A 22,952-nucleotide genomic window follows, 5' to 3' on the forward strand; every position below is an offset into this window, starting at 1 on the left:
GCGCCTGCGCCGCCCATGAGCCGCCACCTGCTGCCCTACGCCTTTGCGCGCCAACACCGGCTGCTGCTGCTCGACGAATCGGGCCAGCGCACGCTGCACATCGGCCACTGCCCCGAGCCCGAAGCCGCCTTGGCCCAATTGCAAGCCGTGGCCGAAGTGCAGCGCCGCTTTGGCGCCTGCGCCTGGCAGGCGGTGGATGCGGGCGCAATCGCGCAGCGCATCAGCGCCGCCTACGCCCAAGGCGAGGCCGGCAGCGCGGCGGCCGTGGTCAGCGAAGTCGAGAGCGACGCCGACCTCGGACGCCTGATGCAAGAGCTGCCGGCGATCGAAGACCTACTCGAAACCGCCGACGACGCCCCCATCATCCGCCTGCTCAACGCCTTGCTCACCCAAGCCGCGCGCGACGGCGCCAGCGACATCCATATCGAGCCCTACGAGCGCCACTCGAGCGTGCGCTTTCGCGTCGATGGCATGTTGCGCGAGGTGGTGCAGCCCAACCGCGCCCTGCACGCCGCGCTCATCAGCCGGCTAAAGATCATGGCCGAGCTCGACATCGCCGAAAAACGCCTGCCCCAAGACGGCCGTATCAGCCTGCGCCTGGGCACGCGGGCCATCGACGTGCGCGTCTCGACCCTGCCCAGCGCCCACGGCGAGCGCGCGGTGTTGCGCCTGCTCGACAAAAGCCAGCGCCAGCTCACGCTGCCGGTGCTCGGTATGCAGGGCCAGACGCTGGAGCGTTTTGCGCAGCTCATGGCGCAGCCGCACGGCATCGTGCTCGTCACCGGCCCCACCGGCTCGGGCAAAACCACCACCCTCTACGCCGCCTTGCAGACCCTGGACGCGCAGCGCCTAAACATCATGACGGTCGAGGACCCGATTGAGTACGAACTGCCCGGCATCGGCCAGACCCAGGTCAACGCCAAAATCGAGCTCAGCTTTGCCAAAGCCCTGCGCGCCATCCTGCGCCAAGACCCCGATGTGATCATGATCGGCGAAATCCGCGACTTTGAAACCGCGCAGATCGCCATCCAAGCCTCGCTCACCGGGCACCTGGTGCTGGCCACTCTGCACACCAACGACGCCGCCAGCGCCGTCACGCGCCTAGCCGACATGGGCGTGGAGCCGTTTTTGCTCAGCAGCTCGCTGCTGGGCGTGCTGGCCCAGCGCCTGCTGCGCCTGCTGTGCCCGCACTGCCGCCGCCTAGGCAGCGACGGCCACTGGCACCCCGTGGGCTGCGCCGAATGTGGGCACAGCGGCTACAGCGGCCGCAGCGGCATTTTTGAGCTGCTGCAGACCGACGACGCCCTGCGCAGCCTGATCCACGAACGCGCCGCCGAAGCCGAGCTGCGCCTAGCAGCCCAAGCCCAAGGTATGCGCCTGCTGCGCGACGACGGCCAGCGCCTGCTCGCCAGCGGCCAAACCAGCCCCGAAGAATTGCTGCGCGTGACGCGGGATTGAGGCCGATCCGCGCCGCCGGCAAGGCCTTGCGCCGGAGGGGTGGTTCAGGAGCGCTAGGAGGCAAACTACAGAAAAGCGCTAGAATGCATGGAATTTTAATGAAAAATTAGCCATGCTTACCGCCGCCCAAGCTCCTGCTGCCTCTTTGCGAGGCGCTGCTGCGCACCTCGCAAGCGAGCTTCAAGCTGGGTGCGTTTACCGGCGGGAGGACCTCGCACGCCTGTCCACAGCGGTGGATCGGCATCTGCGTGAACTGGTGGCTACTGGAAAGCTGAAGAAGCTGGCCCATGGCCTGTATCACGCACCGAAGCAGTCCAACTTCGGTCCACTGCCTCCGGCTGATGAGCAGGTGGTGGGCGGCTTCCTGCGCGACAAGGATTTCCTGGTGTTCTCACCCTCGGCTTACAACGCCGTGGGTCTGGGTACGACCCAGCTTTACAACCGCACGCTGGTCTACAACCACAAGCGCCACGGCGTCTTCAAGCTCGGCAACCGACAGTTCGACTTCCGGATGAAGCCGCGCTTCCCCAAGAAGCTGACGCCGGAGTTCCTGTACGTGGACCTGTTGAACAACCTAGACGAACTGGCGGAGGACCGCGATGCAGTCTTGCGCCAAGCGCGCAGCAAACTGCTTTCATTCAATCCCACTCGTCTGCAACGTGCCGTTGACAGCTTTGGCAGCGTGGCCGCGCGCAAGCGCCTGCGGGAGTGGGCGGGTGGCTGACTTCCTGCACGAACGTCGGGATTTTGACCAGCTGCTGGCCGTGGTCGCAGATGAGCGCGGCCTTGATCCCGTTCTGGTCGAGAAAGACTACTGGATCATGCATTGCCTATGGGGACTGCAGGCTCAAGGTTTCCAGTTCGAGCTGAAGGGTGGCACATCCTTGTCCAAGGGCTTTGGTGTCATCCACCGCTTCTCCGAAGACATCGACATCCGCATCGAGCCGCCCGATGGCATGGACGTGAAGACGGGCCGCAACCAGGACAAGCCTGCACATGTGGAATCACGGCGTGCGTACTACGACGCGCTGGCAACACGGATCCAGATTCCAGGTATCGACAGCGTAGAGCGCGATACGCAGTTCGACGACGACAAGATGCGCAGTGCCGGCATTCGCCTGATCTACGCACCGCGTGTTCCCGCGCTCGCTGGTATCAAGGATGGCATCCTGCTGGAGCTCGGGTTCGATGACACCGCCCCGAATCGGCCGGTCACGATCTCGTCGTGGGCGCTGGATATGGCCGTGGAGCGTGGGGTGGCCGTGAAGAACAACCGTGCAGTGGCCGTACCGTGTTATGCCCCCACGCACACCTTCGTCGAGAAGCTGCAGACGATCTCCACCAAGTACCGCCGACTGGACGAAACCCAAGCGTTCCCCGCCAACTTCCTGCGGCACTACCACGACGTTTACTGCCTGCTGGGGCTGGAGGAGGTTCAGGCCTTCATGAGGACGCCGGCTTACCAGGCGCGCAAGGCGCAGCGGTTCCGCACCGGCGACGAACAGGCCATTGCCCGCAATCCTGCTTTTTCCTTGGCCGACGCTGCGCAGCGCCAGCGCTTTGCACAGGAATACCGCAAGACCGCCGCGCTGTACTACCAAGGGCAGCCGGACTTCGAGACCCTGATAGACAGGATCCATCAACACATTGGTGTCATGTGAGGGGCGCTGACTTGACACACCATACCGCGCCAGATCAAGCCGCCAAAGTCGCGCTGTGCGCCAAACGAGCGGTGTAACTGCGGCTGCTGACCGAACTAACAAAAAACCACTCGGCGCGCGTTTGAGCCGGGGTGAAGGTCATGAGCAGATAGCCACGGTTGGAGGCGTCCATCCAGCGCAAATCCTCCACCACGTTTTCAAAAATCCCTTTCACTTGCGCCGGCGGGATGGTGCGCAGATACTCCTCGAGCCCGGGCGAGCTGACCGAGGGCGTGGCAAACTCTTCGCCCACCTTGAGCCCGCGTTGCGCCGGGTTCGCCAGCCCCATCAGGGTCAGGTTCGAGTGCCAGGCGTTGTGGGTGTCGCCCGCCAGCGACACCAAGCGCCGCCCCAGCTGCGCCGCCGTGCCGAGCACGGTTTCGCGCGCCGCGATGTAACCATCCCAAGCATCGAGGTTGTAACCTAGGCGCGGGTTGGTTGCCGGGTCGAGCAAGGCCACTTGGGCCGGCGTGCGCTGGGCCGCTGGCGTGGCCCGAGCGGTCAAGTAGTCGTTGATCGCCTGTTGGCCGGCGGCTTGAGCAGCCGGGGTCACGTTGGCGGGGTTGAGCGCGCTCAGAATAGTTGCCGGGATTTCCATGCGTGCCATCAGCACCTGCGAACCCAGCACCTGCCAGGTGGCGCTGCTGGCGGCGAGCTGCCCTTGCAACCACTGCAATTGTGCGGTGCCCAGCAACTGGCGGTTGGGGTTGGCGTATTGGGTGATGGCCGCAGTGCGCGCCGCAGGGCCGTTCAGGCCGGCCAAATCGCCGATGTCCACCTGGCGCTCGCGCCCCACCAAGCGCGTATCGAGCATGTGCAGGCTGAGCAGGTTGCCAAACTGGAAGCTACGGAAGATGCGCAGGCGGTCGCTGCCGGTGCGGATCGGCATCCACTCGTGGTAGGCCTGCACAGCGGCGGCGCGACGCGCTTCCCAGGTGCCCTCGGTGGCTGGGTTGTGCTCTTGGGCGCCCAAAAGGTAGGCGTTGTTGGCCACCTCGTGATCGTCCCAGACCGCAATCAGGGGCATGGCGGCGTGCACGGTTTTGCTGTCGGGGTCGCTCTTGTACTGGGCGTGGCGGCGGCGGTAGTCGTCTAGGCTGAGCAGTTCGTTGGCCGGAACCGACAAGCGCCCTAGGGCGCCGGCGTTGGCCGAGGCGTAGCCATCGACGCCGTACTCGTAAATGTAGTCGCCTAGGTGGATGAGGTATTGCGCCGGGCTGCGCGCGATCTCGGCATAGACGTGAAAGAAGCCGGCCGGGAAATTGGAGCAGCTCACCACCGCCATCTGCACCTGGCTCGGGTTGAGCGGCAGGGTGCGGGTCTGGCCCACAGGCGAGCGCGTCAGGCCGTGGGTGAAGCGGTAAAAATAGCGGGTGTCGGCCTGCAAGCCGGTGGCGTCCACCTTGGCTGTGTGCCCGCTGGCGGCGCTGGCCACCACCGTGCCACTGGCCACCACGGTAGCAAAGGTGGCGTCGGTGGCGACCTCGAAACCCAGCGACACCGGCTCGTCGCTGCCAGCAAAGCGCGCATGGGTCCAGAGGATGACCCGATCCGCCAGCGGGTCGCCACTGGCAACGCCAAACAAAAACTCGGGCGCTGGCGCATCGCCGCTGCCCAAACAGCCCGAGAGCAACGCCCCAGACGACAACACCGCCGACAGCGTGGCGGTGCGCAGCACAAAGGTGCGGCGTGAAGGATGGGTCGCCATGAGATGCAGCTCCTGTAAAGTGGGTGCATGCATTGTGCTGCCTGAACATGTACGTTTGGTTACACAAGGGTGACATTGGGGCGCTGGGCGTAAAAAAGGCTCCCCGAAGGGAGCCTGACGTGCCAGCGAAAAACGGATTTCTTCTTCAGAAAACGAACTGGAAATCAACGCACTCCGAATATGGCAAAACCACCTGTTCTTGCACTGTTCGTAACCGCAGCAACCAGCTGCGTTCGTCCATTAGGCAAAGGGTAGGCGATTGCAATGCCTGTGCCACTTTGCCCGGCCAGAATGCAAGGCGAGCCGCCAAACGTTAAAGCGAAGTTAAAAACGTTTTTACCCGATGACCTTGGATCTGCGGTGCCAGTGAAGGAACAGCCGAGCGCAGTCCGGGCCGTGAACGTACCATTGGCTCCAATGGTGAAATCCACCCGTTCACCTTGCATGGTTTCCGCAGTCCAAGCCCCAATCACAGTAGCCAAGCTGGCTGGCGTGTTGTAGTTGTATGTTGACCAAGTTGCGGGGCCGCCTTGAAATGCAATGGGGGCAGTGGATGGGAATGCAATGGATCCAGAAATTGTCCGGTTGGTGGCATTAACCTCAGACGCCACCGTGGCGGCGGCTGCCGGGAAAAAGCCAAAATCACGGGCATCAGCCGATGTAAATTGGTTGTTGGCAAATGATCCTGTGCCTTGGACAAAACCTCCAACCGCGAACATGGTAGGCGTTCGTGTTCCGTACAAAGTCCAAAATTCGCCATTTTCAAGAATCAGAAGTTCAAACGCTGGGTTGGGGCCAGCAGTGGTGCCACTGAAATGCCCTTCAGCTGCACCCGTCACTGGAGGTACGAACCACTGCCACAAATCACGTCCTGTGCGGTTTTCGCTTGCCACCATCAGCACACGCGTGACTGTAGCGGTATCAGGATACCATGAATTGCATTGCTGAGCCGTATAATCGCGAAGGCAAGCCGTGCGCGCCGTGGCCGGGGTAACGACGTGGTTGCTCGGGGGATTGAGCCAAAAATCTTGACTAGAACAACCCTGTAGTACCGTGCTGAAGCTTGTGCAGACATGGTTGATACGGTTGCCGCTTAAGCTAACACTGGAATGGTTTGCCGGCCAAGTTGCTTGCAAGTTGGCAGATCTAAAAGCCTCAGCTGCTGTTTCCGCAGTATAAAGCTCTTGGTCCACACGGTATAAGTCCACCACTGATTGACCACCAGCAGCAGGTGTTGCGCTTATCCGAACCCAAGCATTGCCCGCACGCACTGCAGCGTTGAAGGCAGCAACGTCAAAATTATTGGGTACGGCAACGAACGTGCCACTTGCGCCATGAACCAGAGAATCGCCCCAAGTATTATTGAGTGCCCAGTTAGCAACAGTGAAGTCGCCTGCGCGGCCATTTAGGCTAAGTGCCACATCGGCCCGGCTAAAAGTTCCGGCACCAGCGGCCGGATCCATCCAAATACTTATCCCCAGTTCAGGCGATGCCGTGCCAGTGCGTTGCGCCACGGGTTCGAAGCTGAAATCGAAAAGAGCCTGGTTGCCAAAGAACTGCCACACGGGCTCGGGGCCAGCGACGAAAATCACGTGGCCTTCTAGTACATCGGTAATGGCAGGACTGTTTTGGGTAGCTGGTATATTGATGCTGATGCCGAAGCTCAAATCACATACGATTTGGCTTTCATTGGGCGCTGGGCGGGCTTGGCAGCCATCAACGGTGTAGCTGCCAATGCGCGCACGCTTCTCAGCAAACTCAGTGTTAAAAAATTCAAATTCCTGATCCCGGTTTTTGCCATAATCAAGGAAATCTTCGTGTACCAGCGCGTCGAAGCCAGCACGGGTGCGATTCGCATCGCCCAGCCAAGCATTCACGCGCTCAACAAAACGCGGCAGCAGCGTCAAATCCACATCAGCTGCAACGGGCGCGGCCAGTGGGGTTGGCGGTAGAGCATCGGCAGCAACCGACACGGTAATCGCACGCTGCGGGTTGCCTTTCTCAGCCACGCGCAATTCGCCAGCTTCGGCGTGAAACTCGATCAGATCGAGCAGTCTGTCGAGCCCGGTGTGATCAGCGGCGAAGTCTGTGGTAAAGGGGTTGGCGCCTTGATTAACTCCCAACGCTGTATAAACATCGCGCAATGCCGCAAGGAGTCGGGTCATGGCACGATCTAACTCGGCTGACCGAACGGCAGTGTCGTTCAAGCTTTGAGCCTCAAAAGCTCCTTCCAGAGTTTGCCCTGACGGCAAAGCAGCCTGAACTACCGCATTGGTCAGGGGCGTGGCATTGAGCACGCTCGAGGTAGGCAGGGTTTGCGAGAAGCTGTACAGAATATGCTGACGACCGGCAACGGTGCCAGTCGCACGCAACATGAAGGGAGGCGTCAGGCCGCTGACGTTCGGAAAGGTGAACCGGCCACTGGCATCGGCTGTCGTGCTCAAGTCCACATTGGTGCCCACCGCATCGCGCAGCTCTACTGTGGCACCAGCCAGTGGCGTACCGACGGCGGCGGTTCCGCTCAACGGCACGGTGGCGGTTCCGCCACCGCTCCCGCCGCCACAGCCAACCAAGGCTAAAGCGGCCGCAGCGGCCAGTAAATAGGATCTAAGTTTCATCTTTTTGCTCCACTTCAAGCCCGAGGGATAGTGCGGGCCGTCCACTACGAAAAACGTGGGCGGACTTATCCCCCCCCCTTTTTGCTGCAGGCTTGTGCGCAGCGTTTGTTTTACGTTCGAAAAGTGTAGCACAAGCCTTTCTGCGGGCCTTGCTGCACCCTGACTACAATGCCCACCACCATGCCCGCCTACACCTTTGAAGCGCTAGACGCCGACGGCCGCAGCCAGCGCGGCCAGATCGAGGCGGACACGGCGCGCGCCGCACGCGCCCAGTTGCGCGGCCGCGGTTGGGTGCCGCTGGCGCTCGCGCCCATTGCGGCGGCGGCATCTGCAGGCTGGAACCCCACCCTGTGGCGCGCGCCGGCCCTTGGCACCGATGCCTTGGGCTTGTTCGTGCAGCAGTTGGCGGCGCTGCTGGCTGCGGGCTTACCGCTCGAGCGCGCCCTGGCGGCGCTGGCCGATGGCGCGCCCACGCTGGCGCAGCAGCAGTTGCTGGCCAGCTTGCGCGCCGAAGTCAAGGCCGGGGCCAGTTTTGCCCATGCACTGGGGCAGCAGCCGCAGCAGTTTGACGCCAGCTTGCGCTCGGTGGTGGCCGCCGGCGAACAGGGCGGGCAACTGGCCGCCGTGCTGCAACGCCTGGCCGACGATCTGCAACAGCGCCAGTTGCTGCGTCAGCGCCTGCTGGCGGCTGCGCTCTACCCGGCCATCGTGACGCTGTTTGCGCTCGTGGTGGTGCTGTTTTTGATGACTTATGTGGTGCCGCAAGTGGCCCAAGCCTTTGTCGATGGCCAGCGCAGCCTGCCGCTGCTCACGGTGCTGATGCTGGCCGCCAGCGATGCGCTGCGCGCCTGGGGCTGGCTGGCGGCCTTGATTCTGGCTGTGGGCGCCGGGGCGCTGGCCTGGGCGCGCCAGCGGCCAGCGGTGCGGCTGCGGCTCGACACCGCCTGGCTGCGCCTGCCGCTGCTGGGGCCGCTGGCGCGCGGCTACAACGCGGCGCGCTTTGCCGCCACCCTGGCCATGCTCACCGCCGCCGGCGTGCCGGTGCTGCGCGCCCTGCACACTGCCGCCGACACCTTGCACAACCAGGCCCTGCGCGCCGACGCTTTGGCCGCGCTGGTGCTGGTGCGCGAGGGCGCGCCGCTGGCGCACGCGCTGGCCGCGCACCCGCGCATGCCGCCGCTGCTGGTGCTGTTTGCGCGCCTGGGCGAGCAGACCGGGCAGTTGCCCGCCATGCTCGAACGCGCCGCCGAGCAGATCGGCGCCGACGTGCAGCGCCGCGCCCTGCGCCTGGCCACCATACTCGAGCCGCTGCTGATCATCGCCATGGGGCTGGTGGTGCTGCTGATCGTGCTGGCGGTGATGCTGCCGATCATCGAGCTCAACCAATTGGTGCGATAAGCTCGGGCCCTGCTGCCGCCCCATGCTTGCATCAAACACCCGCGCGCCTTTGCCCCTGCCCATCCATCAGGAGTTCCACACCATGATCGTCACCACCACCCCCAACATCGAAGGCCAGCGCATCACCCGCTACTGCGGCGTGGTCACGGGCGAAGCGATCTTGGGCGCCAATGTGTTCAAAGACCTGTTTGCCGGCATCCGCGATTTGGTGGGTGGCCGCTCCGCCACCTACGAGCGCGAGCTGCAAAAAGCCCGCGACATCGCCTTGGCCGAGCTGCAACAGCGCGCCCGCGAGCTGGGGGCCAACGCCGTGGTGGGCGTCGATCTGGACTACGAGGTCATGGGCCAAGGCAACGGCATGCTCATGGTCTCGGCCAGCGGCACCGCCGTGGTGGTGGCTGCGGCGGCTTGAGAGGCTGAGAGGCCAAGCCCGCCGCCCATCCAGCCCAACAACGCCTAGGGCGTGCTGCGCAGCAGCCCTTTGACGCCATGCACTGGCTCGAACTCAAGCTCCCGCCCCCGGCGCTGGTGCTGCTGCTGGCGCTGCTGATGTGGCTCGCGCCCATGTGGGTGGCGCCGCTGCCTTGGGCTTGGCGCATCGCTCTGGCCGCGGCCCTGCTCGGCTTGGGTCTGGCCATCGGCCTGGTGGCCGTGGTTGCCTGCTGGCGCGCCCGCACCACCATCCACCCCAGCCACCCCATGCGCACCACGGCACTGGTCACCGGGGGCGTGTTTCGCTTCTCGCGCAACCCGATGTACCTGTGCCAACTGCTGTGCCTGCTGGCGTGGGCGGCCTACCTGTCGAACCCGCTGGCCTTGGCTTTGGCACCGCTGTTCGTGCTGTATCTGAACCGCTTTCAGATCGCACCCGAGGAGCGCGCCCTGGCGGCGCTGTTTGGCGCGCGCTACGCGGCCTATAAGAGTACAGTCAGGCGCTGGCTGTAAGCCAAGCCACCGCCCAACCCGGCCCGGCTCTTGGTTTCGGCGCGGCCAGCCAGACCGGCAACTGTCGCAACGAGCAGCGCGCCGGCGCCTAGGCAACGGCGGTGCTGGCGCTGGAAGGGCGCATCGTGCGCGAGCAACAGCTAAGTGCACACGGCGCAGGAGTGCAAAGTTGTGCACAGCAGCGTGCAATTGCTAAAAACTTGCACTTGATCAGCCCTCTGGCGCAGCTTACACTCGACCCTTAGAGGCACCACCATGAGCACTGTGCGCAAAACCATCACCCTGACCGATCAGCAAGACAACTGGGTCAAAGCCCAGATCGACGCTGGGCACTACTCCAACGACAGCGATTGCATCCGCGACCTGATCCGGCGCGAGCAGGAGCGCAGCGCCGAGATCGAAGCGCTGCGTGCCGCCCTAGACGAGGGCGAGGCCAGCGGCGAACCACGCCCCTTCAACCTGGCCGCGTTCAAACACAGAATGCTGGCCGCCCATGGCTGAGTACCGCCTGACCCCAGCGGCAGAGCGTGACCTGGAATCGATCTGGACTTATACGGCGCGACAATGGGGAATCGAGCAGGCGCATCGCTACATTGAGCGCATGACGGCAGCTTTTGCCGAACTGGCTGAATCACCCAAAAAAGCGCCAAGTTGCGCGCACATCCGGCCAGACCATCGCCGCTGGCTCGTTGAGCGGCACGTGATCTACTTGCGTGTGACCGATTACGGCATCGCCGTCGTTCGGGTGCTGCACGACCGCATGGATGCACCGCGCCACTTCAATTAAGCCCGCCCCTACAATCCCCGGCGTGAGCACCGCCCCCTTCGACAGCCCCGCCGCCGCAGCGCCCGCTGCCAGCGCCCGCACCCAGCCGCGGCGGCCGATCCGCGAGTTGCCCGACGCGCTTATCAGCCAGATCGCCGCCGGTGAGGTGATCGAGCGCCCGGCTTCGGTGCTGCGCGAGCTGATCGACAACGCGCTCGACGCCGGGGCGCGCCAGCTCACGCTGCGGCTGCAAGCCGGTGGCGTGCGCCTGATCGTGGTCGAGGACGACGGCAGCGGCATCGCGCGCGACGAGCTCGCGCTGGCGCTCAAGCGCCACGCCACCAGCAAGGTGCGCGATCTGGCTGAGCTCGAAACCGTGGCCACCATGGGTTTCAGGGGCGAGGCGCTGGCCGCCATCGACTCGATCGCCGAACTCAGCCTGTGCTCGCGCAGCGCCGAGGCCCCCGAGGCCCACGGCTGGCTGCTGCACGGGCGCACGGGCGAATTGCAGCCGGCGGCGCGCAGCGTGGGCACCACGGTCGAGGTGCGCGAGCTGTTTTACGCCACCCCGGCGCGGCGCAAGTTCCTCAAGAGCGACGCCACCGAACTCGCGCACTGCGTCGAGGCGGTGCGCCGCCACGCGCTGGCCCGGCCCGACGTCGGCTTTGCCATCTGGCACGAGGGCAAGCTGATCGAGCAGTGGCGCGCCCACCATGCCCAGCAACCCGGTGCCACCCAACCCGGCGCCCTCGAGCCTAGCGGCTACCAACCCGGCACCATCGAGCCCAGCACCACCCAGCCCAGCACCACCCAGCCCAGCACCACCCAGCCCAGCGCCCCCCTGCCGGGCAACACCGAGGCACTGGCGCCGCGCATGGCGGCCGTGCTGGGCGAGGATTTTTTGGCGCACAGCCTGCCCTTTGACTGGCGCGGCGGCGGCTTGCGCGTCTGGGGCCGCGCCGGGCTGGCGCAGGTGGCACGCGCCCGCGCCGACCAGCAGTACAGCTACGTCAACGGCCGTTTCGTGCGCGACAAGGTGATCGGCCATGCCGTGCGCAGCGCCTACGAGGACGTGCTGCACGGCCAGCGCCAGCCGGTGTATGTGCTGCTGCTGGAGTTGGACCCGGCGCGGGTCGATGTGAACGTGCACCCGAGCAAGATCGAGGTGCGCTTTCGCGACGGCCGCGCCGTGCACCAGGCGGTGCGCCAGGCGCTGGAGCAGGTGCTGGCGGCCCCGCGCGCGCCGCAACTGGCCCCAACCCCTGCGGCGCACGCCAGCGCCCCGTTGCACCCCGCCGCGCCACCCGCCCTAGCGACGGCGGCGCAAACCGGGCTGGGGCTGGCCTCGTGGCCCAGCGCCAGCAATTGGCCCAGCGCCAGCAATTGGCCCAACGCCCAAGCGTGGCCCGAGCGCGCGGCAACAAGCGGCCTAGCTGGGCGGCAGGTGAGCGATGTCGCGGCGCTGTGGCCGCGCAGGCCCGAAGCCACACCTTCATCCGCACCGGCCTACGGGTCGTGGCCGCAGAGCGCAGCCCAAGGCAGCACCGAGGCAACACAAGCCACGCAAGGAGCAGGAGCAGGAGCAACAACCCCCGATCTAGGCCAGCCGCAACCCGAGCCCGCCCCCGACACCGACTGGCCCCTAGGCCACGCGCTGGCCCAGTTGCACGGGGTGTACATCCTCGCGCAAAACCGCCACGGGTTGGTGCTGGTGGACATGCACGCCGCGCACGAGCGCATCGTCTATGAAGGCCTGAAGCGCCAGTGGAACGCCGCCGCCGCCACCTTGCCCAGCCAGCCGCTGCTGATTCCGGCCACCTTTGCCGCCACCGCGCTGGAGCTGGCCACGGCCGAGGTGCAGCAAGAGGCGCTGCAACGGCTCGGGCTGCAGATCGAGCCTCTGTCGCGCCTGACGCTGGCGGTGCGCGCCGTGCCCGCTGCCTTGGCACTAGGCGACGCTGTGGCGCTGGCGCGCGGCGTGCTGGCCGAACTCGAGCAACACGGCGGCACCCAACTGCTGCAACGCGCCCGCGACGATCTGCTCGCCACCCTGGCCTGCCACGGCGCCGTGCGCGCCAACCGGCGCCTGAGCCTGCCCGAGATGAACGCCCTGCTGCGCCAGATGGAAGCCACCGAGCGCAGCGACCAGTGCAACCACGGCCGCCCGACCTGGCGCCAGCTAAGCCTCAAAGAACTCGACGCCCTGTTTTTGCGCGGGCGCTAGGGGTTGCGCACCATTCTCAAGCAGTCTAGGGCGGTATCTAGGCCGAATTGGGCTGCTCGCACCACCATGGGGCAAATTGAGGCCAAATTAGGCGCAAAATTGGTGCAAAATCGGTGCGCTTTTCTAGTCCATCCCACCCCCATACAACCACCATCCCGTCATGAAATACGCCAGCGCGCACGATTTTCTTGCCCAAGTTAGCCAGCGCAACCCCGGTCAGCCCGAGTTTTTGCAAGCCGTCACCGAGGTCGTCGAGAGCCTGTGGCCCTTCATCCAGCAACACTCCAAGTACGCCGAACAGGGGTTGCTCGATCGGCTGGTCGAGCCCGAGCGCGTGCTCATGTTTCGCGTCTCGTGGGTCAACGACCACGGCGACGTGCAGGTCAACCGCGGCTACCGCATCCAGCACAGCTCGGCCATCGGCCCCTACAAGGGCGGGATGCGCTTTCACCCCTCGGTCAACCTGTCGATCCTCAAGTTTCTGGCCTTTGAGCAGACCTTCAAAAACGCCCTCACCACCCTGCCCATGGGCGGCGGCAAGGGCGGCTCGGACTTCGACCCCAAGGGCAAGAGCCCGGGCGAGGTGATGCGCTTTTGCCAGGCGCTGATGAGTGAGTTGTTTCGCCACATCGGCTCTGACACCGACGTGCCCGCGGGCGACATCGGCGTGGGCGGGCGCGAAGTCGGCTACATGGCCGGGATGATGAAAAAGCTCTCGAACCGCGCCGACTGCGTCTTTACCGGCAAGGGCCTGAGCTTTGGCGGCTCGCTCATCCGCCCCGAGGCCACCGGCTACGGCACGGTCTATTTCGCCCAAGAAATGCTCAAGCGCCAGGGCATGAGCTTCGACGGCCTGCGCGTGAGCGTCTCTGGCTCGGGCAACGTGGCCCAGTACGCGGTCGAAAAAGCCATGGCGTTGGGGGCCAAAGTGGTCACCGTATCCGACTCCAGCGGCACCGTGATCGACGAAGACGGCTTCAACACCGAGAAGCTGGCCGAGCTGATGGAGGTCAAAAACCACCTCTACGGCCGCGTCAGCGACTACGCGCAGCGCACCGGCTCGCGCTTCGAGGCCGGCGTCAAGCCCTGGGCGGTTCCGGTGGACATCGCCCTGCCCTGCGCGACGCAGAACGAGCTCGACGCCGACGACGCGCGCACCCTGCTGAAAAACGGCGTCAAGTGCGTGGCCGAGGGTGCTAACATGCCCACCACCATGGACGCCATCCGCCTGCTCGAAGCCGAACGCGTGCTCTACGCGCCGGGCAAAGCCAGCAACGCCGGCGGCGTGGCCACCTCGGGCCTCGAGATGAGCCAAAACGCCATGCGCCTGAACTGGGACCGCGACGAAGTCGATGCGCGCCTGCACGGCATCATGGTCGGCATCCACGAGGCTTGCGTGCGCCACGGCAAGCGCGCCGACGGCTCGGTGAGCTACAGCGACGGCGCCAACGTCGCCGGCTTTGTCAAGGTGGCCGACGCCATGCTGGCCCAAGGGGTGATTTGAGCCCGGCCCGGCAGCCGCCAGCAGCCCCCATGCCCGCTGGGCTGGTGGTGCTGTTGCTGGCGCTGCTGCTGGGGCTGCAGCCGCTCACCACCGATCTGTACCTGCCGGCGCTGCCGGCGCTGACGCTCGACCTGGGTGCCACCATGCACCAGGCGCAGCTCACGCTGTCGGCGCTGCTGCTGGCCTTTGGGTTCTCGCAACTGTTTTGGGGCCCACTGTCAGACCGCTATGGCCGGCGCCCGATCTTGCTGGCGGGCTTGGCGCTGTACGCGCTGGCCTCGGTGGGCAGCGTGTTTGCCGCCAACGTCGAGCAGCTGGTGCTGTGGCGCATCGTGCAAGGCGCCGCGCTGGGTGCGGCCGTGATGGGCGCGCGCGCCATTGTGCGCGACCTCTACGCCCCGGTCGAGGGCGCACGCATGATGTCCAAGGGCCTGACTGGCTTGGGCGTGCTGGCCTGCATCAGCGCGCCGCTGGGCGGTTTGTTGTCGGACTGGATGGGTTGGCGCGCCGCCTTGGGCGTGCTGGCCCTGTTTGGGGCCGCCGTGCTGGCGCTGGTGTTGTGGCGCTTCGAGGAAAGCCTGCGCCAGCCCAACCCACAGGCGCTGCGCCCGGCGGTGCTGCTGCGCACCTGGGGCGTGATTTTGCGCCACCCCACTTTTTGGGCTTGGGCGCTGCTGCTTAGCGCCTCGTATGCCGGTTTGTTCACGTTTTTGGCCAGCTCGTCGTTCGTGTTCATCAACGCGCTGGGCTTGAGCAAAACCGAATACGGCTTGCTGATGTTTTCGATGTCGGCGGTGTACATTGTGGGCACGGTGCTGTGCCGACGCCTGATCGTGCGCCTGGGGCTGCGCCGCACCGTGGCCGTGGCCGGCGCCCTGACGCTGTGCGGCGGCAGCCTGATCGGCGCCTTGGGCTGGCTGGGCTGGCACAGCGTCTGGGCGATCATGCTGCCTTACTATTTGTTCATTTTGGCGCACGGCATGCACCAACCGTGCGGCCAGAGCGGGGCCGTGGGGCCGTTCCCGCACGCTGCCGGCACGGCCTCGGCGCTGAGCGGCTTTTTGATGATGATGGTGGCTTTTGCCATGGGCACCTATCTGGCGGCGCAGATGCCCACCGGCACCGAAGGCGCCAGCGTGCGCCCGCTCACCGACGGGCTGTGGTTCTGGAGCGTGCTGATCGCCGCCGTGGCCTGGACGCTGGTGCAGCGCTTTGGCGACCCGGCACCGGCCCCACACCAGCCCGAGCGAGCGCGATGAACCCCAGCGCCTCAGGCCCCAGCCCCACCAGCCCCACCAGCGCGCCACCAGCCTGGCTGGCCATCGCCGGCCCCACCGCCAGCGGCAAGACCGCGCTGGCGCTGGCGCTGGCGCGCCAGTACCCGCTCGAGATCATCAGCATCGACTCGGCGCTGGTCTATCGTGGGCTCGACATCGGCAGCGCCAAACCCAGCGCCGCCGAGCGCGCCGCCGTGCCGCACCACCTGATCGACATCCTCGACCCAAGCCAGAGCTACAGTGCAGCGGCCTGCGTCGCCGACGTGCAACGCCTGCTGCCGCAGATCGCCGCGCGCGGCCGCCTGCCGCTGCTGGTGGGCGGCACCCTGCTCTACTTCAAGGCGCTGTTCGAAGGCCTAGACGACATGCCGGCCGCGCACCCGGCGCTGCGCGCTGCGCTGGAGGCCCAAGCGGCGCAACTGGGCTGGCCGGCGCTGCACGCGCAGCTGGCGGCGGTGGATGCCGCCACGGCGGCGCGGCTGAGCCCCAACGACGCGCAGCGCATCGGGCGCGCGCTCGAAGTCTGGCGCGCCAGCGGGCGGCCGCTGTCGTCGTTTCACACCCGCGCACAGCGCGCTCCCAACCCGGCCGGATCGCAGCCGCTGCACATCAATGGCCAGCCGGGCCTGCTGCTGGCGCTGGAGCCGCTCGAACGCGCCTGGCTGCACCAGCGCATCGGGCAGCGCTTTGCCGCCATGCTCGAGCACGGGCTGATCGACGAGGTGCGTGCCCTGCGCCAGCGCCCCGACCTGCACCCGGGCCTGCCGGCCCTGCGCAGCGTCGGCTACCGCCAGGTCTGGCAGGCGCTGGATGCGCTCGAGGCCAGCGGGCGCAGCCAGTTCACAGCGGCCGAGCTCGCCACCTTGGCCGAACAAGGTGCAGCCGCCACGCGCCAGCTGGCCAAACGCCAGCTCACTTGGCTGCGCAGCCTGCCGCAGCGCCGGGTGCTGGCGTGCGAAAGCACGGGGCTGCTCGAGGCCGCCTGCGCGGCGTTGCAGGGCAGTTAGCGCCGCAGTGGGCTGCGCCGCCCCACCCCCAGCGCCACGCCAATCGACAGCAGCAGCACCACCCCCGCACCGGCCAAGGTGGCGGCGTACCAGCCGCGGTCCATAAACACGCCGAAAATCAGCGGCGCGATGGCAAAGCCCACGTCCAGCCCCGAGTACACGGTGCCATAGACGCGCCCGGTGGCCCCCTTGGGCGTGACCTGCTTGATCAGCAGGTCGCGGCTGGGCGCGGCAATACCGACCGCAAAACCCGTGGCCGCCAGCAGCAGCATGGTGCCCGTGCCGCCCAGCCAGCCGGTGGCGGCCAGCAGCAGCAGCAGCGCACCAGCGGCCATCGAAGCGCCCACCACCCAATCGCTGCGCCGCGCCTGCGCCGCCACAAAACCGCCCGCCAACATGCCCAGCGCCCCGCACACCATGTAGGCGCTCAGCGTCAGCGTGGCGGCCTGCAGGCTCACGCCGTGCAGCGCCTTCAGGATCGAGGCCGAGTAGTTTTGCACCACACCCAGCGTCAGGGTGGTGAGCAAAAAGAAGGCAAAACACCACCAGACCACGCTCTGGCGCATGAAAGCCAGGTCGCTGCCCGCCGCTGCACCCGCCGGGCGGCGCAGCACCTCGGATTGCAGGTGCTCGCGCTGCCAGAGCAACAGCAAGAACACCAACAGGTACAACCCAGCGGCGGCGAGGTAGGCGCTGCGCCAGTCCAGCAGCATCGACCAACCCACCAAAAACACCGGCGCCAGCGCCCACCCCAGGTTGCCGCTGATGCCGTGCACGCTGTAGGCATGGCCCAGCCTAGAGGCCGACACGCGCTGGTTGAGGATAGAAAAATCGACCGGATGAAAGGATGCGTTGCCCAAGCCGGCGAGTGCGGCCACCAGCAGAAGCGTCGTGTAGCCATCGGCCTGCGAGGCCAGTAAGGCTGCCCCCATGAACAGCAGCAGCGAGGCAAACAGCACCGGACGCGCGCCCACGCGATCGACCACAAAGCCCGAGGCCGCCTGCCCGAGCCCGGAGACGGCAAAAAACAGCGTCATCAGCAGGCCGACGTCGGTGAACGACAGGCCAAACTCGAGCATCAGCAGCGGAAACAGCGGCGGCAGCAGCAGATGGCCAAAATGCGAGCTGCCGTGCGCCAGCCCGACCAAGCCCATCACGCGCGCGTCGGCGCGCCACGGCACGGCAAGGGCTGGGGCAGCGGCTGCAGAAAGTTGTAGGCTGGACATGGGCGGCCATGTTAAGCCCAAATGCCCAACCGCGCGCCGTGTGCCACTATTGCAGCCGCAGCCGCCGCGCCAGCCGGGCACAATAGCCACCATGAACATCGTGATCCTCGACGACTACCAAGACGCCGTGCGCAAGCTGCCCTGCGCCGCCAAGCTCGAACCCTACCCGGCCAAGGTGTTCACCAACACCATCAAGGGCGTGGGCCAGCTCTCGGTGCGGCTGCGCGACGCCCAGGTGCTGGTACTGATCCGCGAGCGCACCCAGATCACGCGCCAGCTGCTCGACAAGCTGCCCAAGCTGCGCCTGATCGCCCAAACCGGGGCCGTGGGGCCGCACATCGACCTCGATGCCTGCACCGAACACGGGGTGGCGGTGGCCGAAGGCAAAGGCTCGCCGGTGGCCCCGGCGGAGCTCACTTGGGCGCTGGTTCTGGCCGCCATGCGCCGCCTGCCGCATTACGTGGCGCACCTCAAGCACGGGGTCTGGCAGCAGTCGGGCCTCAAAACCGCCTCCATGCCGGCCAATTTTGGCATCGGCATGGTGCTGCACGGCAAAACGCTGGGGGTGTGGAGCTACGGCCGCATTGGGCGCATGGTGGCTGGCTACGGCCGCGCCTTTGGGATGCGGGTTCTGGTCTGGGGCAGCGAAGCCGCGCGCGCGCAGGCCAGCGCCGACGGCTACGAGGCCGCCGCGTCCAAAGCCGAGCTGCTGGCGCAGTCGGATGTGCTCAGCCTGCACCTGCGCCTTGGGGCCAGCACCCAGGGCTGCCTGAGCTTTGAGGATTTGAGCCTGATGAAGCCCACGGCCCTACTGGTCAACACCTCGCGCGCCGAACTGATCCAGCCCGATGCGCTGGTGGCCGCACTCAACCGCGGCCGGCCCGGCATGGCGGCGGTGGATGTGTTCGAGTCCGAGCCGATCTTGCAGGGGCATGCCCTGCTGCGACTGGAAAACTGCATCTGCACGCCGCACATCGGCTTTGTTGAGCAAAACAGCTACGAGCAGTATTTTTCGGCCGCGTTCGACAACATTCTCAACTACATCAAAGGCACCCCGACCCACATCGTCAACCCCGGGTCGCTGCACTATCAGCGTTGAGCGCCTGAGTCCGGATCGGGTTTGGCCGCGGCTTTGCCCTGACCCCAATCCAACTGCCCGAGGTCGAAATCGATCGACATCGAGTCGGGCTTTGAGGCCGCCGCCGGGGCCGCCGGGGCCGCTGGCTCGGATGGCGCCGGGGCCAAGCCCAGATCGAGCATGGGCGTGGGTGGATTCAGCACCGCATCGAGCACGTCGGCCAAGGTGATCAAATCGTCGAAAGCTGCGAGGGTGCGCACCGTCAGCTCGCCACCGGGCTCACCGGGTTGAGAGGCCAGGGCGCGCTCGATGAGCGCCGCTGCCGCCGACTGCGGCCACTGCGCCTGCAGGGTTTGCAGCAGCGCCACATTGTCTTCGAGCCCGCGCTGCGCCAGGATGGCTTCGGTGCGCGGCGCCATGCGCTGGAAGTGGTTTTCATAAAAACGCGTGGCCTCGGCCAGCTCGGACGCGTCGCCGGCTTGCGCAGCCAGCACCAACCAACGCAGGTAGGGGGCCTCGCTGGCTCGCGCATGCCCGGCCACGAACGCCTTGAGCACTTCCATGGCTTGGGTGTGCTGGGCGATCGACTCGAAAAACTCGGCCTGCTGCCAGGCCTCGACCAAGGCACGCTGATCGAGCACCGCCACAGGCACTTCCGCAAACATCGAGGCCCGGCCTTCGGCCACCTCGAGCCCGGTGACCGCATCGGCATCGAGCCAGTCCGAAGACAGCGCTGCAGGAGTCGGGGTGGGTGCAACGGCCGGTGCAGCCGCCGCCGGCGCGCCGACCGCAGGCAGCGCAGGGGTTTGAGCACGGGCAGCCGGGTTCGTGGTCTCGGCGTCGTGGCCTGAGCCGCCGGGCTCGGGCACCGCGACTGGCGCTGGCGCAGGCGCAGCCATGGGTGGCGACGGCTCGAGGCCCGGCTTGGGCTGAATGGCCTGATCGGGCAAGGTGGATTCCCACCACGGTGCCGGCGGCGCGGCTGTGGGCGGGCGCGCAAGCAGCAAGCGCCCCGATCGATGGGCATACAAGGCCCCGCCGAGCAGCAACAACAGCAACGCGCCCAACCCGTACAGCCACGCCGCAGGCACACCGGCCTGGGCCTGGGCCTGGATTTGCAACAACTGGGCTTGGGTGCTTTGCAGGGCCAGGCGCAATTGTTCCTGCTCGGCACGCAGCGCCAGCAACTCCTGCTCCTGGGCGGTCAGGGCGGCTTGGGTTGCACCCGCTTCGGCCAAGGGGGCATCGGGCAGCGCAGCAGCCGCAGCGCCCTCGGGCGCAGCCGCCACCACCGGTGGCGCCTGCGCCGGCATCGGGATCGGGTCGAGCTGCAGGCGCGCGCCAGCAGCCAGCGGCGGCGGCGGGGCCGGCGTGGTGGCGGGTGTGGCGAGCGCAGCCGGCGCGGCGGCAGGCACTGGGGCCAGGCGGGGCGGCGCTTTGCTGCGCAAGCGCTCCAGGCCCGCAGGGCGCGCTGCGGGTGCGCTCAGGCGGATCGGGGTTTGCTCAGGGGGTGGCGCTGCCGGCACCACGGCGGCTGCGGCCTGGGTGGCTGGCGCACCGTTGGCCACGGGCATGGGCACAGGCGCCGGGGCAGCCAGGGCGGCAGCGGCTGGGTCGGCTGCCGCAACAGCCGGCACCGCAATCCAGTCAGCCAGCAGCGTGTAGGTGCGCCTGAACACCGTTTGGCAGCCCACCTGCAGCCCCAAGGTCACGATCGGCTCGTTGATGGGTTCGGTGCTGCGCACCCGCAGAAGGGCCTCACCCCCAGCCCCTGCGGCTTGCAAGCTGGTGCTCAGCGACGCGTCCGGCACTTGCGACTCGCCATACTGCAGCCGCACCTGCAGGCACAAGTCGGCCAAGCCCTGACCGGGCTCGACGCGGGTTGGCACCAGAATATCGAAGGGACGACCGATAATGACATCGCCTTGGGTCGGCCCCAAGCCTGTCGCCAGCGTTTGCGTGACCGCCACCAAAAGCGCGCTGCCCAGCGCCAACTTCATCATCTGCCAATCCTTGTTTTGATCGTGCTTGTTTCGTTCACCGGCGCTCATTTTGGCACATGAAACCCCCGCCCCCCATTTCATGTCTATCGATGGGCGCAAACATTGCGTGCACCCACCCGCGCGGTCACCCCGGCGACACCTCGCACAGCCCCCAGTCACCCACAAGACAGCCCATGGACGAACCCATTCTGACAATGCAGGAACGCGAAGCGATCAACAGCGGTCGCTGGTTCAACACCCTTTCACCCTCACTGCGGCACGACATCCTCCGATGCGCTTTCGTCAGACGCTTCCAGGACGGCGACCTGATCGCCGCCCGCGGCGACCCGCCCACCGAATGGTCGGCGGTGAGCAAGGGCGCCGTGCGCGTGAGCTCGACCTCGCTGGCGGGCAAGCAGGTCACGCTCACCTACGTCGAACCCGGGGTCTGGTTTGGCGAGATTGCGATGTTCGACGGCGAGCGCCGCACCCACGACGCCTACGCCCACGGGCCCACCTCGCTGCTGTGCGTGGCGCGCAAGGATTTCCAAAAAATCCTGTCGCAGCACGTGGAGCTCTACGAGGCCCTGTTGCGCCTGCAGGCGCGGCGCATCCGCAACCTGTTCGGACTGGTGGAAGACCTCAACACCCTGCCCCTGCGCGCCCGGCTGGCCAAGCAGTTGCTGCACCTGTCGCGCAGCTACGGCGTGCCCTGCCTGGCCAACGCCAGCGAGACCCGCATCGGGCTGCAGTTGGCACAGGAAGAGTTGGCGCAGATGCTGGGCGCTTCGCGCCAGCGCGTCAACCAAGAACTCAAATCGATGGAGCGCGAGCAAGCCATCCGCATCGAACCCGGCGGCCTGGTGGTGTGCGACCGCAGCGCGCTGCTGCGCATCGCCGCCGCCGAACACTGAAGCCCTTGACATGCACCCAGCGGCCATGATCGACCCCTCCTCCCACGACTTGGCCGCAGCGGACTCGGCCCCCGGCGCACCGGCTGCCGATCTGCCCTTCGATGCCAGCGCGCTGGAGCCGTGGCTGCATGCGCATCTGCCCGGTTTTGCCGGCCCTTTGCAGATCGAGAAATTCCCCGGCGGCCAGTCCAACCCCACCTACCGCCTGCGCACGGCGCAACGCGACTGGGTGCTGCGCAGCAAACCGGGCCCGGCGGCCAAGCTGCTGCCTTCGGCGCACGCCATCGAGCGCGAATTTCGCCTCATGAGCGCGCTGGCCGACACAGCGGTGCCGGTGCCGCGCATGGAACTGCTGTGCGAGGACGAAACGGTGATCGGGCGCGCCTTTTACCTGATGGCATACGTGCCCGGCCGCATCCTCTGGGAGCAAGCCCTGCCCGGCCTGAGCGCGGCGCAGCGGCGCGCCCACTACCTGGAAATGAACCGCGTGCTGGCGGCGCTGCACCGGGTCGATGTGCAGGCCGTGGGACTGGCCGACTACGGCAAACCCGGCAACTACTTCGAGCGCCAGATCGCGCGCTGGAGCAAGCAGTACCAGGCTTCAGTGACGCAGCCCATCCCCGCGATGGAGCGCCTGATCGACTGGCTGCCGCGCCACATCCCGGCGCTGGCGCGTGACGACAGCCGCGTGTGCGTGGTGCATGGCGACTTCCGGCTCGACAACCTGGTATTCCACCCCGAGCAGGCCCAAGTGCTGGCAGTACTGGACTGGGAGCTCTCCACCCTCGGGCACCCGCTGGCTGATTTCAGTTACCACTGCATGGCCTGGCACATCGAGCCAGGGCTGTTTCGCGGCATCGCCGGGCTCGATTTGCCCGCGCTGGGGATCCCCAGCGAGCGCGAGTACATCGAGCGCTACTGCGCCAGCACGGGTTTTTACGAGCCCCGTGCGCTGCAACAGGACTGGAATTTCTTTCTGGCCTACAACCTGTTCAGGCTGGCGGCGATTCTGCAGGGAATCGCCAAACGGGTCGAGGCCGGCACCGCGTCCAGCGCCCAGGCGCGCCAGTCCGGCGCCGGAGCGCGGCCGCTGGCCGAGCTGGCCTGGTCTTTTGCCGCGCGCGCTGCCTGATCTGCCCCCGCCCAC

General features: G+C 66.5%; 19 protein-coding genes. 15 read left to right on the top strand and 4 right to left on the bottom strand.

What is annotated here, in order from left to right; translation table 11 throughout:
- Positions 1–15: 15 nt before the first annotated feature.
- From gspE to AAAZ40_RS09710, 3 genes are all read left to right on the top strand, one after another.
- On the top strand, positions 16–1,458 hold the full coding sequence (gene gspE, locus AAAZ40_RS09700) for a type II secretion system ATPase GspE (RefSeq protein ID WP_476660176.1): 1,443 nt from the start codon (positions 16–18) through the stop codon (positions 1,456–1,458).
- A gap of 112 nt (positions 1,459–1,570) precedes the next feature.
- The gene (locus AAAZ40_RS09705; RefSeq protein WP_476660177.1) at positions 1,571–2,182 is read left to right on the top strand and encodes a hypothetical protein; all 612 of its coding nucleotides are present in this window, start codon (positions 1,571–1,573) and stop codon (positions 2,180–2,182) included.
- Entirely contained in the window at positions 2,175–3,119 is a 945-nt protein-coding gene (locus tag AAAZ40_RS09710) for a nucleotidyl transferase AbiEii/AbiGii toxin family protein (protein ID WP_476660178.1), read from the top strand. The genes AAAZ40_RS09705 and AAAZ40_RS09710 overlap by 8 nt, the downstream gene beginning before the upstream one ends.
- A 34-nt stretch (positions 3,120–3,153) precedes the next feature.
- Here AAAZ40_RS09710 and AAAZ40_RS09715 read toward each other — a convergent pair whose 3' ends face one another.
- Both AAAZ40_RS09715 and AAAZ40_RS09720 read right to left on the bottom strand, forming a co-directional pair.
- Positions 3,154–4,866, bottom strand: a complete 1,713-nt coding sequence (locus tag AAAZ40_RS09715; protein ID WP_476660179.1) for an alkaline phosphatase D family protein — start codon at positions 4,864–4,866, stop codon at positions 3,154–3,156.
- Positions 4,867–5,030: 164 nt separating this feature from the next.
- Positions 5,031–7,391 carry a carboxypeptidase-like regulatory domain-containing protein gene (locus tag AAAZ40_RS09720; RefSeq protein ID WP_476660180.1) on the bottom strand — a complete coding sequence of 787 codons (2,361 nt, stop codon included), beginning with the start codon at positions 7,389–7,391 and terminating at the stop codon, positions 5,031–5,033.
- Between the two features lie 273 nt (positions 7,392–7,664).
- On the opposite strand from AAAZ40_RS09720, the gene AAAZ40_RS09725 reads away from it, so the two are divergent.
- The 9 genes from AAAZ40_RS09725 (at position 7,665) to miaA (ending at position 16,605) form a co-directional block, all read left to right on the top strand.
- On the top strand, positions 7,665–8,882 hold the full coding sequence (locus tag AAAZ40_RS09725; RefSeq protein ID WP_476660181.1) for a type II secretion system F family protein: 1,218 nt from the start codon (positions 7,665–7,667) through the stop codon (positions 8,880–8,882).
- Between the two features lie 82 nt (positions 8,883–8,964).
- The gene (locus AAAZ40_RS09730; RefSeq protein WP_476660182.1) at positions 8,965–9,294 is read left to right on the top strand and encodes a heavy metal-binding domain-containing protein; all 330 of its coding nucleotides are present in this window, start codon (positions 8,965–8,967) and stop codon (positions 9,292–9,294) included.
- 77 nt (positions 9,295–9,371) lie between these two features.
- Positions 9,372–9,827, top strand: coding sequence for a methyltransferase family protein (locus tag AAAZ40_RS09735; protein WP_250960198.1), 456 nt, complete (start codon positions 9,372–9,374; stop codon positions 9,825–9,827).
- A gap of 255 nt (positions 9,828–10,082) precedes the next feature.
- On the top strand, positions 10,083–10,328 hold the full coding sequence (locus tag AAAZ40_RS09740) for a type II toxin-antitoxin system ParD family antitoxin (RefSeq protein WP_045535885.1): 246 nt from the start codon (positions 10,083–10,085) through the stop codon (positions 10,326–10,328).
- Positions 10,321–10,614 (top strand): type II toxin-antitoxin system RelE/ParE family toxin, encoded by a 294-nt coding sequence (locus tag AAAZ40_RS09745; RefSeq protein WP_250960197.1) that lies wholly within the window; start codon positions 10,321–10,323, stop codon positions 10,612–10,614. Before AAAZ40_RS09740 ends, AAAZ40_RS09745 begins: the two co-directional genes overlap by 8 nt.
- Before the next feature lie 22 nt (positions 10,615–10,636).
- Positions 10,637–12,817 (top strand): DNA mismatch repair endonuclease MutL, encoded by a 2,181-nt coding sequence (gene mutL, locus AAAZ40_RS09750; protein WP_476660183.1) that lies wholly within the window; start codon positions 10,637–10,639, stop codon positions 12,815–12,817.
- Positions 12,818–12,977: 160 nt separating this feature from the next.
- Entirely contained in the window at positions 12,978–14,321 is a 1,344-nt protein-coding gene (gene gdhA / locus AAAZ40_RS09755) for an NADP-specific glutamate dehydrogenase (protein WP_476660184.1), read from the top strand.
- Positions 14,322–14,350: 29 nt separating this feature from the next.
- Entirely contained in the window at positions 14,351–15,580 is a 1,230-nt protein-coding gene (locus AAAZ40_RS09760; RefSeq protein WP_476660185.1) for a multidrug effflux MFS transporter, read from the top strand.
- Positions 15,577–16,605: a tRNA (adenosine(37)-N6)-dimethylallyltransferase MiaA gene (gene miaA / locus AAAZ40_RS09765; protein ID WP_476660186.1), complete on the top strand. Its 1,029-nt coding sequence runs from the start codon at positions 15,577–15,579 to the stop codon at positions 16,603–16,605. Before AAAZ40_RS09760 ends, miaA begins: the two co-directional genes overlap by 4 nt.
- On the opposite strand, the gene AAAZ40_RS09770 is transcribed toward miaA, so the two are convergent.
- Positions 16,602–17,831, bottom strand: a complete 1,230-nt coding sequence (locus AAAZ40_RS09770) for an MFS transporter (RefSeq protein ID WP_250960192.1) — start codon at positions 17,829–17,831, stop codon at positions 16,602–16,604. The two genes, miaA and AAAZ40_RS09770, sit on opposite strands and share 4 nt — an antisense overlap.
- Positions 17,832–17,922: 91 nt before the next feature.
- Here AAAZ40_RS09770 and AAAZ40_RS09775 point away from each other — a divergent pair, with 91 nt between their 5' ends.
- Complete coding sequence (locus AAAZ40_RS09775; RefSeq protein WP_476660187.1) at positions 17,923–18,930, top strand: D-2-hydroxyacid dehydrogenase family protein; 1,008 nt, start codon at positions 17,923–17,925, stop codon at positions 18,928–18,930.
- On the opposite strand, the gene AAAZ40_RS09780 is transcribed toward AAAZ40_RS09775, so the two are convergent.
- On the bottom strand, positions 18,921–20,912 hold the full coding sequence (locus AAAZ40_RS09780) for a hypothetical protein (protein ID WP_476660188.1): 1,992 nt from the start codon (positions 20,910–20,912) through the stop codon (positions 18,921–18,923). The genes AAAZ40_RS09775 and AAAZ40_RS09780 overlap by 10 nt on opposite strands.
- Positions 20,913–21,085: 173 nt before the next feature.
- On the opposite strand from AAAZ40_RS09780, the gene AAAZ40_RS09785 reads away from it, so the two are divergent.
- Both AAAZ40_RS09785 and AAAZ40_RS09790 read left to right on the top strand, forming a co-directional pair.
- Complete coding sequence (locus AAAZ40_RS09785) at positions 21,086–21,805, top strand: Crp/Fnr family transcriptional regulator (RefSeq protein WP_476660189.1); 720 nt, start codon at positions 21,086–21,088, stop codon at positions 21,803–21,805.
- Between the two features lie 10 nt (positions 21,806–21,815).
- The gene (locus AAAZ40_RS09790; protein ID WP_476660190.1) at positions 21,816–22,937 is read left to right on the top strand and encodes a phosphotransferase; all 1,122 of its coding nucleotides are present in this window, start codon (positions 21,816–21,818) and stop codon (positions 22,935–22,937) included.
- The last annotated feature ends 15 nt before the right edge of the window (positions 22,938–22,952 follow it).

The organism is Serpentinimonas sp. SMBJO2 (assembly GCF_056341105.1).